The organism is Pseudomonas sp. TE6288 (genome assembly GCF_054062095.1).
Window position 1 is genome coordinate 222,268 of sequence record NZ_JBSSEW010000001.1, and the last position, 16,642, is coordinate 238,909.

At 65.8% G+C, this 16,642-nt stretch carries 14 protein-coding genes and 1 pseudogene; 9 read left to right on the forward strand and 6 right to left on the reverse strand.

The window, feature by feature from the left end; translation table 11 throughout:
* The first annotated feature begins 363 nt into the window (after nt 1-363).
* The 3 genes from cprA to ACVWY1_RS01150 all read left to right on the forward strand — a co-directional run bounded on the left by cprA (nt 364) and on the right by ACVWY1_RS01150 (nt 3,609).
* Entirely contained in the window at nt 364-1,521 is a 1,158-nt protein-coding gene (gene cprA / locus ACVWY1_RS01140; protein ID WP_457377657.1) for a cationic peptide resistance protein CprA, read from the forward strand.
* A 392-nt stretch (nt 1,522-1,913) separates the two neighbouring features.
* Nucleotides 1,914-3,212, forward strand: coding sequence for an NAD(P)/FAD-dependent oxidoreductase (locus tag ACVWY1_RS01145; protein ID WP_102685281.1), 1,299 nt, complete (start codon nt 1,914-1,916; stop codon nt 3,210-3,212).
* A 31-nt stretch (nt 3,213-3,243) separates the two neighbouring features.
* A complete protein-coding gene (locus ACVWY1_RS01150; protein ID WP_023631207.1) occupies nt 3,244-3,609 on the forward strand; it encodes a cupin domain-containing protein in 366 nt (121 codons plus the stop codon).
* A gap of 66 nt (nt 3,610-3,675) precedes the next feature.
* Here the strand turns inward: ACVWY1_RS01150 and feaR are convergent, their stop codons facing one another.
* From feaR to ACVWY1_RS01175, 5 genes and pseudogenes are all read right to left on the reverse strand, one after another.
* Nucleotides 3,676-4,641 (reverse strand): transcriptional regulator FeaR, encoded by a 966-nt coding sequence (gene feaR / locus ACVWY1_RS01155; protein WP_139671387.1) that lies wholly within the window; start codon nt 4,639-4,641, stop codon nt 3,676-3,678.
* A gap of 172 nt (nt 4,642-4,813) precedes the next feature.
* On the reverse strand, nt 4,814-5,377 hold the full coding sequence (locus tag ACVWY1_RS01160) for a DUF3156 family protein (RefSeq protein WP_277504332.1): 564 nt from the start codon (nt 5,375-5,377) through the stop codon (nt 4,814-4,816).
* A complete protein-coding gene (locus ACVWY1_RS01165) occupies nt 5,358-6,857 on the reverse strand; it encodes an APC family permease (protein ID WP_023631204.1) in 1,500 nt (499 codons plus the stop codon). Before ACVWY1_RS01165 ends, ACVWY1_RS01160 begins: the two co-directional genes overlap by 20 nt.
* Before the next feature lie 436 nt (nt 6,858-7,293).
* Nucleotides 7,294-7,776: pseudogene (locus ACVWY1_RS01170) on the reverse strand (flavin reductase family protein); the annotation flags it as partial.
* A gap of 74 nt (nt 7,777-7,850) precedes the next feature.
* On the reverse strand, nt 7,851-9,020 hold the full coding sequence (locus ACVWY1_RS01175) for a p-hydroxyphenylacetate 3-hydroxylase oxygenase component (RefSeq protein ID WP_277504334.1): 1,170 nt from the start codon (nt 9,018-9,020) through the stop codon (nt 7,851-7,853).
* A gap of 243 nt (nt 9,021-9,263) precedes the next feature.
* Here ACVWY1_RS01175 and ACVWY1_RS01180 point away from each other — a divergent pair, with 243 nt between their 5' ends.
* The 6 genes from ACVWY1_RS01180 (at nt 9,264) to ACVWY1_RS01205 (ending at nt 15,314) form a co-directional block, all read left to right on the forward strand.
* Complete coding sequence (locus tag ACVWY1_RS01180) at nt 9,264-10,751, forward strand: aldehyde dehydrogenase family protein (RefSeq protein ID WP_277504336.1); 1,488 nt, start codon at nt 9,264-9,266, stop codon at nt 10,749-10,751.
* A 2-nt stretch (nt 10,752-10,753) separates the two neighbouring features.
* A complete protein-coding gene (locus tag ACVWY1_RS01185) occupies nt 10,754-11,413 on the forward strand; it encodes a helix-turn-helix transcriptional regulator (RefSeq protein ID WP_102685275.1) in 660 nt (219 codons plus the stop codon).
* 75 nt (nt 11,414-11,488) lie between these two features.
* Nucleotides 11,489-12,307 carry a molybdenum cofactor biosynthesis F family protein gene (locus ACVWY1_RS01190; protein ID WP_457377658.1) on the forward strand — a complete coding sequence of 273 codons (819 nt, stop codon included), beginning with the start codon at nt 11,489-11,491 and terminating at the stop codon, nt 12,305-12,307.
* Nucleotides 12,304-13,095, forward strand: coding sequence for an SDR family NAD(P)-dependent oxidoreductase (locus ACVWY1_RS01195; protein WP_457377659.1), 792 nt, complete (start codon nt 12,304-12,306; stop codon nt 13,093-13,095). Before ACVWY1_RS01190 ends, ACVWY1_RS01195 begins: the two co-directional genes overlap by 4 nt.
* Nucleotides 13,092-13,859 (forward strand): SDR family oxidoreductase, encoded by a 768-nt coding sequence (locus ACVWY1_RS01200; protein WP_457377660.1) that lies wholly within the window; start codon nt 13,092-13,094, stop codon nt 13,857-13,859. The genes ACVWY1_RS01195 and ACVWY1_RS01200 overlap by 4 nt, the downstream gene beginning before the upstream one ends.
* Nucleotides 13,860-14,027: 168 nt before the next feature.
* Entirely contained in the window at nt 14,028-15,314 is a 1,287-nt protein-coding gene (locus ACVWY1_RS01205) for a hypothetical protein (RefSeq protein WP_457377713.1), read from the forward strand.
* 350 nt (nt 15,315-15,664) lie between these two features.
* Here ACVWY1_RS01205 and ACVWY1_RS01210 read toward each other — a convergent pair whose 3' ends face one another.
* Nucleotides 15,665-16,543 (reverse strand): Dyp-type peroxidase, encoded by an 879-nt coding sequence (locus ACVWY1_RS01210; protein WP_102685271.1) that lies wholly within the window; start codon nt 16,541-16,543, stop codon nt 15,665-15,667.
* Nucleotides 16,544-16,642 lie beyond the last annotated feature (99 nt).

Here is a 16,642-nt window from a genome sequence, read left to right on the forward strand (position 1 = left end):
AACAATTAACCGCGTGAAAATTTAAATATATTTACACATTTGATACAGCTGCTTACATCTGCTCATAGCCCATTAAAATTGTTTCACCAAAAACCTGCATAACTGCGCCAACAGTTAATTGAAATAACCATCGGCCCGCCAGACAATGTCTCGCCGCCCTGCTCTTCGCCGCTATCTGCCTGCGCGGTGCAAGGCCATGATTCCCATACGACGCGCTTTCCGACGTGATATCGGCTCGCGCCATGTTTATCAAAAAACCCAATAGCTACGGACTTGAATTAGTCGCACGAGCAAACTTTTCACGCAACTTTCACACCCATTCCAAAGAATGAAAAAGTGGCAAATTACTTGCCGAGGAAACCTATGAACACCCCCGCCATTCATACGCCCACCCTCCCGTGTCCAGCCCAGGAGCGTATTCTGCTGACCGGTGCCACAGGTTTTCTCGGTGGCGCCGTCGCCGCCCAGATGATCGCCGAAGGGCATGCCGAGGCCCTGTGCTTCCTCGTTCGCGCCGATAACCCGGCGCAGGGCCTGCAACGCCTGCGCGACAACCTGCGCCAGCACGGTGTCGACGACAGCCAGGGCCAGGCCCTGAGCGAAGCGCAGATCCTCTGCGGCGACTTCCTCGACACCACCTGGCTGGCTCGCGAGACGCCGCGTCTGATGCAGCTCGACCGAGTGATCAATTGCGCCGCCGTGGCCTCGTTCTCGAAGAACCCCAATATCTGGCCGGTAAACGTCGAGGGCACCTACGCCTTTGCCCAGGTGCTGAGCCGCTCCAGCCGTCTCAAGCGTTTCCTCCACGTCGGCACCGCCATGTGCTGCGGCCCACAGCGCGAGTCACCGATCAGCGAATCGTGGGAGTTTCCCGAGGCCGCGCAGCAACTGGTGGACTACACCGCCTCGAAGGCGGAAATCGAACGGCGCATGCGTGAAGAGCTGCCCAGCCTGCCGCTGGTGGTGGCGCGGCCATCCATCGTGGTCGGCCACCGCAGCCTCGGCTGCCAGGCCTCGGGGAGCATCTTCTGGGTGTTCCGCATGGGCTTCGCCCTGGAGAGCTTCACCTGCGGCCTGGACGAGCAGATCGACGTGATCCCGGTGGACTATTGCGCCGAGGCGCTGATCGGCCTGGCGCTCAAGCCACGCCTGGGTCATGACCTCTACCATATCTCTGCCGGCCATCATTCGGCCTGCACCTTCGCAGAGATCGACCAGGCCTTCGCCTTGGCCAATGGCGCGGAGCCGGTGGGCGAGCGCTATCGCAAGGTCGAGGCGGACGACCTCAAATCGCTCGCCAGCCATTTCGAAACCCGCATCGGCCCGGCCAACCCACGGCTGGTGCTGCGCGCACTGCGCCTGTACAGCGGCTTCGCCGACCTCAACTACCTGTTCGACAACAGTCGGCTGCTGGAAGAAGGCATTGCCATGCCGCCACGCTTCACCGACTACCTGGACGTCTGTGTCAGGTCGTCCAGCGGTGTGAGCATCGCCACGCAGATGCAGTGGGATTTCAAGTAATAAACGTCACAGGGGCTGCTACGCAGCCTATCGCCGGCAAGCCGGCTCCCACAGGGACCGCGCAATTAGTAAGGCCTGCGCTGAATCTGTGGGAGCCGGCTTGCCGGCGATGGGCCGCAAAGCGGCCCCTATCGCTAAACTGACTGGCGTTAGCCACAGAGGTTGATTTACTTAACATATTCATGAGGAGCATGATCACCACCTCTCCCGTGGAGGTCATGCTGCCGCCGTATGCCTACGGTGTTGGACGCGATGGACAACGTGGCAGCCTGAAGCAAAACCCTGGCAGTCCCAGGCAAGACACCTACCTGTCGTTAGGTGCTCAATACCTGTAACCGCCAGCGCTTGTGCAAGCCGTGCTGTCCAACAATTCCAACTGTCCAGGCTGCGCCATGATCAACATCGAAACGCCGACGTACTACACCGCCACCAAGAAGTACAACCTCAGCTTCCCCACCCTGGAAAGCGACATCGAAGCCGATGTCGTGGTGATCGGCGGCGGCTTCTCGGGCATCAACACCGCCCTGGAACTGGCCGAGCAAGGCATCACCAATGTCGTCGTGCTCGAGGCCCGCTACCTGGGCTTCGGCGGCACCGGGCGCAACGGCGGGCAGATCATGGCCGGCATCGGCCACGACCTGGAGAAGATCAAGAGCAGCGTGGGCGACAAAGGCCTGCGCGAGATCTTCGAGATCAGCGAGCTGGGCGCCGGCATCATCAAGGCGCGCATCGCCCGCTACCAGATCGACGCCGACTTCTGCCACGGCTACGGCTACATGGGCTTCAACGCCCGCCAGGAAAAGACCCTGCGCGCCTGGGAGAAGGACTTCAAGGCCATCAACGGCAAGGACGAGATCCGCTTCCTCGGTGGCTCGGAGGTCAGGCAGATCATCGGCTCCGACGCCTACAGCAGCGCCCTGCTGCACATGGGCGGCGGCCACGTGCACTCACTAAACCTGCTGCTTGGCGAGGCCCAGGCCCTGGTCGGCCATGGTGCCCGGATCTTCGAGCACAGCCCGGCCCTGGAAGTGCACTACGGCGAGCGCATCACCGTGCGCACCGGGCGCGGCTCGGTCAAGGCCAGCAAGCTGCTGTGGGCCTGCGACAGCTTCCTCAACAAGCTCGAACCCGAACTGCATGCGCGCACCGTCAACACCTATGCCTTCCAGTTGATGACCGAGCCACTATCGGACGAGCTCATACAGCGCATCAGCCCGATCCGCGGCGCCTACAGCGATATCCGCCCGGTGATCGACTACTACCGCGTCACCCGCGAGAACCGCCTGCTGTTCGGTGCCGCCACGCCGTTCGTGGAGCATATTCCCAAGGACCTCAAGGCCTGGAACCGCAACCTGATGCTGAAGATCTTCCCCTACCTCAAGGACGTGCGCATCGACCTGGCCTGGGGCGGGCCGATGGCCACCAGCGCCAACCTGTTCCCGCAGATCGGCACCCTGAGCAACCGCCCCAACGCGTTCTATGTGCAGGGCTACTCGGGCTTTGGCGTCACCCCCAGCCACATCATCTGCAAGATCCTCGCCGAGGGCATGAGCGAAGGCTCGGCCCGCTATGACCTGATCAGTTCGGTCAAGCACGCGCGCATCCTCGGCAAGGATCATATCCGCCCACTGCTGCTGACCGCCGGCAAGACCGTGCATCAGCTGTCGGGCTTCTTCAACGGCCGCCGTTGATTCTTTTTGAACAAAAACCAGGAGAACCACCATGACCCTCACCGCCGTCCGCCAGGGTGTGCAGCTGTCCGAACTCGACGCCTGGGGCACCGTTGCCGACCTCGGCTCGACCATCCTCGAAGGCGAGGTAAAGTGCTACGGCAAGATGACCCACGGCGCCCCGACCGACCCGGTCAGCAGCGCCTACTTCGGCACCACCCAGGGCAAGTTCCGCATGGTCTATCCGTTCAGCGAGCAGGCGGTGATCGTGACCGGCGAGATCCAGTTGACCGATGAATCCACCGGGCAGGTAACACGCTACAAAGCGGGTGATGCGTGGTTCGTGACCAAGGGCACACCGGTGCTGTGGGAAGTGTTGAGCGAGACATTTGTGAAGCATTACCTTGCGCTAGCGTGATAAATCCTTGGGGCCGCTTTGCGGCCCTTTCCACGCGGTTTGTCGCAAGGACAAGCCGGCGATGCTTTAGCGCCCCGCCATCAACGCCATCGCTCGGAAATCCTTCGGCGACTGCTCGAACTGCTTCTTGAATGCCCGGCTGAAATGCGCCGAATCGGTGAACCCCCACTTGTAGGCGATCGAGGTGATCGACTCGCGCTTGAGGAACGGGTTGGACAGATCATCGGCGCTGCGCTTGAGCCGCGAGCGCTGGATGTAACGGCACACGCTGTCACCCTCCTCCTCGAACAACCGGTATAGATGGCGCACCGAAATGCTCAGGCGCTCGGCCAGGTTTGCCGGGGTCAACCCGGGCTGGCCCAGCGACTCGTCGATGACCTTCTGCACATAGCCCCGCAGGCTGACGCCGCCGAGCCCGGCCACCGAGCCGGGGTTGTCATCACCGCGCTCGAAGCCCGGCTCCAGCAGAGCGATGAACGCCGCCTGCAGCGCCTCACCCTGGGTTGCCCCGGCCTCGTCGCCTTCACGGCACAGCTGGTCCATCAGCAGGTGCAGCATGCGCCCGCAGGCGTTGGTCGAGGAGATCTTGCCGAAGGTCGCGCCCTGCTTCGCAAGATGCTTGCGCACCTGCTCGCGGGACAGTGACAGCGAAACATGCTCGATCAGGCCGAACGGAGTGATCTCGCACGGGCCCACCGAATCCATCAACAGCAGCTCGCCTGGCGAAAGCTGGATACTCGCGCCGCCCTGGGTGATTTGCGAGTAGCCCATGCGCTGGCTGACCAGAAAGCAATGCTGGTCGTCGTCGCGGTCGGGGTTGTCGCCCAGGCGGCGGATATTGCCGGCATTGGTGCGCAGATTGGCCAGGGCCAGGCCGGCGCGGTTGTAGGTCGATATCTCGCCGATGAACAGCGAGCGGTTGAAGGCAAGTTCGGTCTGGAACTGGCCGCAGACTTTCTGCATGGCCGTCGTCCAGCGCTCCAGGCCGTCCTGGGGCGGGCTTGCGCTGTGAACTGAAGCGGGCTGGGGCATGGGCATGGCGACCTCCACAGCAACGGTTGTTGCTATGGAGTAATTGTTAACATGTTATCAATGAACGTACAACTGTCATCTCTTGTAGGAGCGGCTTCAGTCGCGATGCAGGTGTCGCGGTGCCTGGCACCCGCTTTGCGGGTGATCACGGCTAAAGCCGCTCCTACAGGATTCAGAGGTCGCGCAGGGCGTACGCCAACCCGTCGAACGCCAGCCAGAGATGGTGGCGCTGTTCGGTTGTGAGGGGGATATAGCGACGCAAGGCGGGCATCCGGTTGACCACTTCGCTAGCGCCCATGTGCTCCAGGGTCACCTGCCACTGACCGTTACTGCAGTCGATGGCCAGGCGCTTGAAGTCCAAGGGCATCAGGGCGGCCTGCACTGCTGCCAGACGCGCCTTGAGCGCTTCGAACAATAGCCGGTCACCGCTGCGCAGGCGGCAGCCCAGCCCGCTGCGCCGCAACATGCCGGTGTGGTGCAGTTCGGCGCGCAGCGTGCCCTGGCCACTGGCTGGCACGCGCAGGATGAACTCGCACATCACCAGGTGCATCAGCAGGTGGCTTTCGGTGCGCTCACGCACCTCGATACGCGGACCATCCTCGCGGTAGGTAAAGGATGCTGCGGATTGCAAATCCGGCATTCCGAGGTTGCACCCCAGACGCGCCAGGGTCGCCCCGGGCCGATACCCGGCCGGAGCACGTGGCCCGGTCAGGCGCTCAAGCCAGCTTGCCGACATGGCGCACCTGCTCGCTATGAGGCTGACCGGGCTCGGCGGCGAACTCCTTCTCCAGCACATCCTCGACCCTGGCCGGCCGGAACGGGTTGACCTTCTGCACGCACAGGGTCCAGAACAGCGCGTAGACGGCGGTGGCGCCAAGCATCACGGCGAACGGCACATAGACATCGGCCGGGTTCATGCCCGGCGGGGTGATGAACCACATCCCCAGCAGGATGCCGATGCTGGAGACGATCTGCGGCAGCGGGAACAGCGGCGAGCGATAGGCCCGCGGCAGGTCCGGGCGACGGATGCGCAGGATCACCACCGACAGGGTCACCAGCAGGTACGCGGTGCTCCATGCACATACCGCCGCCAGCACCAGGTGCAGGATGTTGTCGGTGTTGCCACCCAGGTACCAGGCATGCAGGCAGGGGATCAGCGCCACCACCAGGATGCACAGCAGCGGGGTCTTGAAGCGCGGGTGCAGGTAGGTGAACACCTTGGGCAACGCCCCATCCACCGCCATGCCGTAGAGAATCCGCGGCACCCCGGCCATCAGCGTGTTGATGGTGGCCGCGCCGGCGAACAGGAAGCCGATGCCCAGCCACACCGGGCCGATATCGCCCATCACCTGCTCGGCGAAACGCGGGATGGCCATGGGGGTGTCCAGCAGGTGCACGCCGCTTGCCGCATCGAGCACCACGTTCTCCACCTGGCGCTTCATCGCCGCGCCGTAGATGAACATGCAACTGGCCACGCCGAACAACCCCAGCGCCATGGCCTTGGGCATCACCCAGGCCGAGCGGCGCAGTTCCGGGGCCAGGGGGGTGACGAACTCGCAACCGACGAACATGAACATGGCCATGCCCACCAGCGACAGGATGGTCATCAGGTCGGTGCCGACCAGCGACACGCCGAATGGCCCTTCCAGCTCGACGGCGGGCGCTGCGATCAGGCCGAGCACGCCGAACACCATCAGCGTGGTCCACATGCCGAAGGTCAGTACCACCTCGGCGCGGCCGAAGGCGCTCACGCCAAAGGCGTTGAGCACGCCGAACACCAGCACGAAGCCCACCCCCAGCAGCCAGGAACCGCCGGCCGATTCGGCCAGGGTATTGAGGTGTTCGAAGTTCACCAGGGCCATGACCCCGGAAAGGATGGTCTCGGCGGTGCCAGCGAACACATGCACGATCAGGTACGCCGACAGGGTACCGGTGATGGCGAAAAATCGGCCCAGGCCGCAGTTGATGTAGTCATAGACAGAGCCGGTGGTGGGCAGGATCGCCGCCGCCTCGGCGAAGGTGGTCGATTGCGCCAGCATCATCACTGCGGCGATCAGCATGGCCACGGCGAAGGCGCTGCCGCCGATGCCGAACCCCATGGTCGCGGTGAGGATCACCGGGCTGGCCATGATCAGGCCGACGGTGCTGGCAAGCGCGGTGGGGAAGCCGACGCTGCCGCGGTTCAGGTGCTCGGTGAGCTTATTATTGGTTGTCATGGGTGGGCCCTGGGTGGACGAGAGAAAGATGACCGCTTACCCGGCGCGCCGCAAGTGCTGGCATGCACCGGGACTTCCCCACCACTTTGCGGCCTCCACCCAGGCAGGTCTTGCCACTGTCTGCCGCCGATCTTGATCCGTGTTGCCAGGTGCCAGACGATAGCCTTGCAGCGCTCTTGAGATCGAGCGCCGCCCGCGCGGCGCATCGCGGATGAATCCGCTCCTACATCTGTTGCAACGTGGCCATGCCTGATAGGCCATGGTTGTAAGCCTTGTGCGCTCGACGCGATTTTTCGGCGGGCAAGGCTGGCAACCATGGTCTGACAGGGTCGGTACGTTGCAAAAAATGTAGGAGCGGATTCATCCGCGATGCGCCGCGCGGGCGGCGCTCGATCCGGCAGGCGCCGCAATACTTGCGTCAAACACCTTGAAAGGCATACGGCAGGACCCTGGAATAGGCGCCTTGGTGATAGAGCAGCGGCGCCCCGCCTAGGTCGTCGAAGGCTAGTACCCGGCCAATGAGAATCCAGTGATCACCGCCGTCGATCTGCTGGAACTTCTCGCAGCGAAAACGCGCCGAGCAGCCTGGCAACAAAGGCGCGCCACCCTCGCCAGTCTCGTGCTCGATGCCGGCAAAGCGGTCATCGCTGGGGCGGGCGAAGGTGTTGGACAGGTCGACCTGGTCGGCCGCCAGCACATTCACGGCAAAGTGCCCGGCAGCCTCGAACACCGCATGGCTGCTGGAGCGCTTGTCGATGCTCCAGAGCACCAGCGGCGGTTCGAGGGATACCGAGTTGAAGCTGTTGGCGGTGACCCCGACCTTGCGCCCCGCAGGGTCGGTGGCAGTGATCACGGTAACGCCGGTGGCGAAGTTGCCCAGGGCGCGGCGGAAGGCGCGGCTATCGAAGGGAGTGGACATGCAAGGCTCCATCATTGTTATTGGGCTGGCTGGGTCGCTCTCACATTGCTCCAGCCATGTTCATCGGTTGAAGCTCAGGTCATCGCCGGATCCGGCTCCAGCCCCATCAGCTCGCGCCCCAGGATCTGCGCGCAGACGTCATAGTCGGTATAGGCGTGCGCCCCGGTCATGTGCGCATCGCGGAACAGCCGCTGCAGTTCGTTGCCGTCAAACCAGGCGCCACCGCCGGCCGCCTCCATCAGCCGATCCACGGCCTGGATGCACAGCTTGACCGCATAGCCCTGGTTGGTACGCCAGTAGGCCAGCTCCGTGCGCGTCGGGTACTGGCGGCGGGCGCTGTATTCGGCGATCTGCTCCCAGCTCTTTTCCAGCAGCGCGCGCGCCGCAGCGACCTGATGGGTGGACTCGGCCAGGCGCATAAGCGCCGGAGTGGCTGCGCCGACGGCGGCGCCGGTGTAGGCGCGCACGCGGTGGCGGGTCTTGTCCTTGAACGCCTCGAGCATGCGTTCGGCGATGCCCAGGCTGACCGTGGAGAAGCCGCTGGCAAAGTACGGCCGGTACGGGTTGAAGTAGATCGCGCTGTCCGGATACAGCCCGAAGCCCGCCGAGTGGCCCTCCATCATGTCCCTGGCCTTCTGGATGCGGTGCTCGGGCACGAAGGCGCGCTCGACGATCAGCGTGCGGCTGCCACTGGCGCGCATGCCGGCGGCGAACCAGTCGTCGCGGATCTGGTAGTCGCTGCGCGGCAGCACGGCGAAGCAGTAGTCCTGGCCGCCTTCGGGGTTGGTCCGGCGAAAGCCCATGATCGCCCACTCGGCATGATCGCAGCCGCTGCTCCAGCCCATCTCGCCACTGAACAGCACGCCGCCCTCGACCTCTTCGGTACGCCCGAACGGGGCGATGCTGCTACTGGCGGTGGCGTCCGGATCGTGGCCCCAGATCTCGTCCTGCAGGCGTGCCGGGAACATCGCCAACTGGTGGCTGTGGGTGCACAGCAGGCTCATCGCCCAGGCAGTGCTGGCACAGGCGCCGGCCAGCGCGGCGATGCATTCGGCGAACTGCGGCAGGCTGATTTCCAGGCCGCCGTAATGTCTGGGCAGGAATGCCTTGTGCAGGCCGATGGCCTTGAGCGCGGCGATGTTTTCGGCGGGCACGCTGCGCTCGCGCTCGGCCTGGTCGGCGCGGGCGGCGATGGCCGGCAACAGGGGCTTGAGGTCTTCGAGCAGGGAGTTTGGCTTTTTCATGGTCTGGCTCATTGTTATTGGACCCTGGCGAACGGTGCCTGGAAGCGGGCGTTCGCTGATGAATGCCGGGTCAGTATGGGAGCCATGGGCAGGCCGGAAAATGCAACTTCCGCACCTCGGATTGCACTTTTCATGGGCCTGGCAGGCTGGGTCATGGTGGCTGGCATGGGCAGACAAGAACGCCCGTTTGCCGCGCTTTAACCTGCGCAAATCGGGCCGCTGCGGCCCACCCGGAGCCCTGTCATGAGCGATATCCCCCTCCTCCCCAGCGTCAGCGCCTTCCTCGCCCGTGACCACGGCCTGTACATCCACGGCGCAACGGTGACCAGCCAATCCAGCGCCCGCATCACCGTGTACAACCCGGCCAACGGCGAAGCCATCGCCCAGGTCGCCGACGCCAACCCGGCCGATATCGAGCGCGCCGTCGCATCGTCCCGCCAGGGATTTGCCAGCTGGTCGCACACCAGCCCCGCCGCCCGCGCCGCGGTGCTGTTGCGCCTGGCCGACCTGCTGGAGGCCAACCGCGAGGAGCTGGCCCAGCTGGAAACCCTGCAATCGGGCAAGCTGATCGGCATCGCCCGCGCCTTCGAGGTGGAGCAGGCCGCGCACTTCCTGCGCTACTACGCCGGCTGGGCCACCAAGATCACCGGCCAGACCATCACCCCGTCGCTGCCCTCCTTCGCCGGCGAGCGCTACAGCGCCTTTACCCTGCGCGAGCCGGTGGGGGTGGTGGTGGGCATCGTGCCGTGGAACTTCGCCACCATGATCGCCCTGTGGAAGCTGGCCTCGGCACTGACCACCGGCTGCAGCATCGTGCTCAAGCCCAGCGAGTTCACCCCGCTGACCCTGTTGCGCATCGCCGAACTGGCCAGCGAGGCCGGCCTGCCGCCGGGCGCCCTCAATGTGCTGACCGGTGGCGGCCAGGTGGGCAAGGCGCTGGTCGAGCACCCCGGCACCGACAAGGTGTCGTTCACCGGCTCAGTGCCCACCGGCATCGCCGTCGGCCAGGCGGCCATGGGCGCCCGGCTGACCCGGGCGACCCTGGAGCTGGGCGGCAAGAACGCCGTGGCGTTCCTGCCCGATGTCGACCTCGACAAGGCGCTGGACGGCATCATCGAGGCCGGTTTCCTGCACTCCGGGCAGATCTGCGCCGCCGGCGAGCGTTTCTACGTGCATCGCTCACGCCTTGACCCATTGCTCGACGCGCTGTCCCAGCGCCTGGGCCAACTGAAGATCGGCTCCCCGCTGGACGAAACCACTCAGTTCGGCCCTGTGGCCAACAAGCCGCATCAACAGAGGCTCGGCGAGCTGTTCGCCACCGCCCGTGCCGAAGGCAACCGCATCGTTCATGGCGGGCGCCTTGGCGAAGGCCCGGGCTGCTTCGTCGAGCCTACCGTGATCCTCGCCAACAGCGCGGGCGATACCCTGCTCAACCAGGAAACCTTCGGCCCGGTGGCGACCTTCCTGCCCTATGACGACGAGGACGAGTTGCTGCAGCTGATCAACGCCTCGCCCTACGGCCTGAGCGCGAGCCTGTGGAGCAACGACCTGGGCAAGGCCATGCGCCTGATCCCGCAGATCCAGGCCGGCACCCTGTGGGTCAACATGCACACCCTGCTCGACCCGGCGGTGCCGTTCGGCGGCATCAAGGCTTCCGGTATCGGCCGCGAATTCGGCTCGGCCTTCATCGACGACTTCACCGAGCTGAAGTCAGTGATGATCCGCTACTGACCATGGCCGGCGCCAACCACGACCTGGGCCGCTACTGCCTGCAGGCCTTCAGTCAGCAGGTACCGGCGTCGCTGGCGGCGTTCTACCGTATCGATGCCGGGCAGCAGGCCTGCGATTTCCTGCTGCAGGACCTGCAGGCGCCAATGCACGCCCGCTACCTTGCGCACTACCGGGCGTTCGACCCGTTACAGCCCGGGCGCTGCCTGGCGATCGGCCGGCCCGTGGTGTCGTTGCGCCAGGGCCTGGCCTGCTTGCCCGAAGCACAGGGCCGGACCTACCGCCGCTTCCTTGCGCAGCACCAGGTGGTGGACGTGGTGGAGATCATCGCCCAGGCGGATGGCCGCCCCGTGGCCGGCGTCTCGCTGCTGCGCAGCCCAAGCCTGGGAGAGTTCCAGCGCGACGAGCTTGAACGCCTGCTGCCCCTGCACGGGCTGATGCAGCTAGCCGTGGCCAGCCAGCCGCTGAGCGCCGGCCACGGGCACGTCGAACTCACCCCACGCGAACGGCAGATCGCCGAACTGCTGCGCTTGGGCACCAGCAACAAACTGCTTGCGCGCGCCCTGGGCGTCGGCCTGCCGACGGTGAAAACCCACCTGATCAACCTGTTCCGCAAGGTCGGCGTGCGCAACCGCACCGAGCTGGTGGCGGCCCTCTACCTGTGACTCAACCTTCCGGTTGATACCCCCGTGCGAAACGGCGCGGCACGCTGTCGGCATCCCAACACAGGAGTCAACAGCATGCCGAACCAAGCCGACTGGATCACCGTGGGCGCCCTCGCCGAGGGCTTCGCGCCCGAGGCCTTCATCCTGCCGCAACTGGCCGACCTGGCCGGGCGCACGCTCACCCTGCACTTCGCCAATGGCTGGATCATCGAGCATCGCTTCGACAGCGAGCGCCTGCACTGGCATGCGGCAGACGGCCACAGCAGCGGCAGCGCCGGCTACCGAGCCACTTCGGTGCGCCCCGGCATCTACCTGGTCGATTTCATCAAGTATGAGGCCGGCCAGGCCTGGTCGCTGTCGCTGGTGCTCGACAGCCACAACCAGGCCTTCACCGCCGTGCTCGGCCGCTTGCCCGATCAGGCGCGCACCCAGCGCGGCCTGTACGCACTGGCACTGGCCGGCGAGACGTTGACCGGCGTCGAAGCGCGCTTCCTGCACGGCAGCCTCGACCGCCCCTGGCAGGCCGGTGCCTGCCCCCACGCGCCGACCACCGAACTGGTGGGCCTGCGCAACCACTACCGCTACAGCCCCACCGAGGAATACGAGCACGTCTACCTGAATGCCGACTACTACAGCTGGCAATGCCTGAAGGGTGTCGAGCAAGGCCTGTGCGACACCGACCGGGCGTACTACTACAAGATCGCCGAGCAGCTGTACCTGTTCGTCTGGTGCGAGAAGATCGTGCCCACCCTGGGCCTGGTGATGATCGACCTGGCGCGGCACCGCAGCGACGGCAAGATCTTCGGCTACCAGGGCGGCGGCTTCGATGCGCTGGCCAACTTCCCGGTGTCATCCCATTGCCGAGTGCTCAACCGCACGGAGCATGCGCAGTGAACCGCAGCGTGCTGGTCACCGGGGCCGGCAGCGGCATCGGAGAAGCCTGCGCCCTGCGCCTGGCCCGCCAGGGCTGGCAGGTGGCGCTGGTGGGCCGCCGCCGCGAGGCGTTGCAGCGTGTCGCGCAGCAGTGCGATGGCCTGGTGCTGGCCGGCGACGCCGCGCAGAGTGCCAGCTGGGTGGGGTTCATCGAGCAGGTACGCGCCCTCTTCGGCGGCCTCGACGCGGTGATCGCCTGCGCCGGCGGCCATGGCCTGGGAGCGGCCGAGCAGACCAGCGACAGCGCCTGGCGCGAGGCCCTGCGCGGCAATCTCGACAGCGCCTTCCACACCGCCCGGGCCTGCCTGCCGCTGCTGCGCGAACGGCGTGGCAGCCTGGTGCTGCTGGGTTCCATCGCCTCATTGGCGGCCGGGCCCGAGGTGTGCGGCTACACCACCGCCAAGCATGCCCTGGTCGGTCTGACCCGCTCGCTGGCCCGCGACTATGGACCGTTCGGCGTACGGGTCAACTGCGTCTGTCCAGGCTGGGTGCGCACGCCCATGGCGGACCTGGAGATGCAGCCACTGATGGATTACTACCAGGAAGACGTCGACGCCGCCTACCGCCGGGTCACCGCCGACGTGCCGCTGCGCCGCCCGGCCAGTAGCGCCGAGATCGCCGCCGTGTGCCAGTTCCTGGTCAGCGTCGAGGCCAGCATCGTCACCGGCGCAGTGATCACCGCCGACGGCGGCTCGACCGTGGTCGACGTGCCGACCCTGGCCTTTACCCACCTGGAGCCGTCGGCATGAACACGCGCTACGACTTCGAGGGGCGCACGGTGCTGGTCACCGGCGCGGCGGGCGGGATCGGTCAGGCCATCGTCGAGGGTTTCGCCCGAGGCGGTGCCCAGGTGCTGGCCGTGGACCTCGATTCGCCAGCACTCAGGCGCCTGTTGGACGCACAGCGGGCCCTGGGTCACGACTTGCGTGGGGAAACGCTGGACCTGGCCGACCCCAGTGCGATCGGCACCTTGCTGGCCAAGCTCGAACGCCTGGATGTGCTGGTGCACAACGCCGCGTACTTCCCACTCACCACGTTCGCCGAGATCGACCCGGCGCTGCTGCAACGAACTCTGGCGGTGAACCTGGGGGCGTTGTTCTGGCTCACCCAAGGTGCCTTGCCGCTGTTCCGCCGCCAAGGTGGCGGATGCGTGCTGGCTACCTCCTCGGTGACCGGCCCACGGGTGGCCTATCCGGGCCTGAGCCATTACGCCGCGTCCAAGGCCGGGGTCAACGGCTTCATCCGCAACGCCGCACTGGAACTGGCGCAGTTCAATATACGGGTCAACGGCGTGGAACCGGGGATGGTGCGCACCCCGGCCATGAGCAACCTCGGCGATACCAAGTTAAACGCCCGGATCGCCGCCGGCGTGCCCTTGGGACGACTGGGGGAACCCGCCGATATCGCTGCCGCAATGCTGTTCCTGGCCTCCGACGCCGCCCGCTACATCACCGGCCAGACCCTTGTGGTCGACGGCGGCGCCACCCTGCCGGAGACCGCCGCACGCCTGTGATGGCGGCGACATGCAAGGGCGCTGGCAGCCACGGGCAAGACCACTGCCAGCGTTCCACGCGCTAATAGCCCGTCGCCTTTCGACACTGCCTCCACAACAACGCGGCACTCAAGCCCGCACACAAAAAACGAGGATCGATCCATGCGTCTCACTCCACGTCACACCGCAATGGTCACGGCACTGACCCTGCTGGTCCATGGCCAGGCCAGCCCGGCCTACGAGCTGTACGCCGACGACGACAGCCACCTGAACGCCGATCTGCTCGCGGTCTGGGGCATGTTCAACAGCCGCCACAACTACGACGGCACCCCGGGCGGCTCGACCTGGCGCGAAGGTTTCATCAAGTACGGCCTCAGCGGCGACCAGGGCCTGGCCGGCAACGGCAGCCTGTATGGCGCCCTCAACTGGGTCAGCTCAGGCGCCTGGGGCGACGGCGACGCCGGCGGCAACCAGGACGGCTCCGAACGCACCACCAAGATCGAGGACGCCTACCTGGGCTGGCGCTCGGGCGACCTGTTCCCGTTGCTGGGCAAGGATGGCGTGGACCTGTCCGGCGGCCGCCAGGTGATCCGCCTGGGCAGCGGCTTCCTGGTCAACGACGACGGCCCCAACCTGGGCAAGGGCCCGGCCGACGGCCAGCTCAACCGCGGCGGCGCCTTCTACCTGGGCGCGCGCCACGCCTTCGACCGCACCGCGGTGCTGCGCCTGGGCGGCCAGGAGGGGCTGCATGGCAGCGTGCTGTGGCTCAAGTCCGACAACCGTGCCCAGGCCGAAACCGAGCTGGCGGCCGGCACCCTGGACTACACCCATGACCTGGGCACTCTGGGCCTGACCTACATCCACGGCATCGACGTGACCGACCAGTGGGCCAGCGAATTCCAGAAGGCCCGCGAAGGCATGGATGTCTACAGCCTGCGCGGCGAAGGCGGCGCGGGCCTGGCAAACACCCGGCTGGCCTTCGAATATGCCTGGCAGGACAAGCGCGGCGGGCATGAGACGGCCTGGTACGCCGAAGCGGCCTACACCTTCGCCAACACCCCCTGGACGCCGCAGCTGACCTACCGCTACACCCGCTACTCCGCAGGCTGGGACCTGTTGTTCACAGGGCTTTCCCGCGGCTACGGCACCTGGATCCAGGGCGAGGTCGCCGGCAACTATGCCGGGCCGTTCAACACCAACAGCGGCATCCACCATGTCGGCCTGAAGGCCACGCCACGGGACAATCTGACCCTCGGCGCGCTGTTCTTCGACTTCGACACGGTGCGTACCCGCGACACCTTGGACCTCGATGCGCAGGAGCTGGACCTGTATGTGGAATGGGCGGTCAACGAGCACCTGATCGTCACCCCGCTGTTGGGGGTGTTCAAGCCGCGCAAGGATGAAAGCAATGGTGGCAACCAGGTGGGTAGCGGGACCAACATTTATAGCCAGCTGACGGTGGCGGTGCCGTTCTGAAGGGCAGCCCTTTCGAGGTGTACAACGTTGGTGTTGCAGCGCCTATCAGATCCAGCGCCGCCCACGCGGCGCATCGCGGATGAATCCGCTCCTACATTCGTTGCAACGTACCGAACCTGTCAGGCCATGGTTGCCAGCCCTGGCGCAGGGCTCAAGACAGGTGAGACGGCGGCAATGCCCGTCGAAACATCGCGTCGAGCGCACAAGGCTAACAACCATGGCCTATCAGGCATGGCCACGTTGCAACAGATGTAGGAGCGGATTCATCCGCGATGCGCCGCGTGGGCGGCGCTCGGTCGCATAGGCGCTGCTGGGTTTGCGGCGGACACCTGATCGCACCCCAGGATCCATCAGCCCAGCAACAGGCTCAGGTCGGCGCCCTGCTCACCCAGCGGCGGGCACCAGTAATAGCCGCCGCTCAACGGCCGGCTGAAGCGGTACAGGCCATCGACCACGCCATCTTCCAGCCCGCTCATGCGCCGCAGCTGCACCTCGAAGGCGTCCAGCGAGAAGCCCAGGGCGACGAACGCCAGGCCCGCGCCGCGTTCATCGGTCCAGGCCACCGAGCGACGCACCACGAACGCCTCGGGGGCGAAGCTCTCCTGGGCGGTGCGCTTGACGTGAGCGGATTCGGGGGCGTCGTCGAGTTCTTCGTTGTCGCTCAGGCGGCGACCGATGATGTTGTCCTGCTCGGCCTGGGGCAGCGACTTGAAGTAGCCAAGGTCGTGCTTCCACAGCTGGAAGGCGGCAAAGCTCGAGCCCGACAGGCCTGGGATGTCGCCCGGCACGATGGCGGCAGCGACGGCGTCTGCGTCCACCGGGTTCTCGGTGCCGTCCTCGTAGCCGGTCAGGTCATGGCCGCCGCGGTGCAGGAAACCCTCGACGCTGTCGACCAGGCGCAGGGCCGGCGCCATTACCTGCTGCAAGGCCTGGGCGCGCAGGAACAGCTCGCCGCGCTCGGCACCGCGCAGCCACAGCCACAGGGCGTGCTGGGTCGCCGGATTCTCCACCACCGCGTCCAGTTGCGGGAAACTGCGCAGGCCCGGCACCTCGCGGCCCAGGGCCTTGGCCAGTGGCGCGCCGACGGCCAGGATCAGGCTGTGGCCATCGACCTGCGGCAACAGCTGATCCAGTACCGCGGGCAGTGCTTCCAGGGAATCGAGGGCAAAGAACAGGTGACGGGCGTGGGCCGGCACCGGGGTGGCAAGCAGACCTTGCTGGAACGGCATGACGGGCTAATCCTCGGCAAAAGCGCGAATGCTACTGCCACAGGCCCGGCATCGCAACGCGACATGGCGTCACCAGGCCAGTAACAAACGGTTACCAAG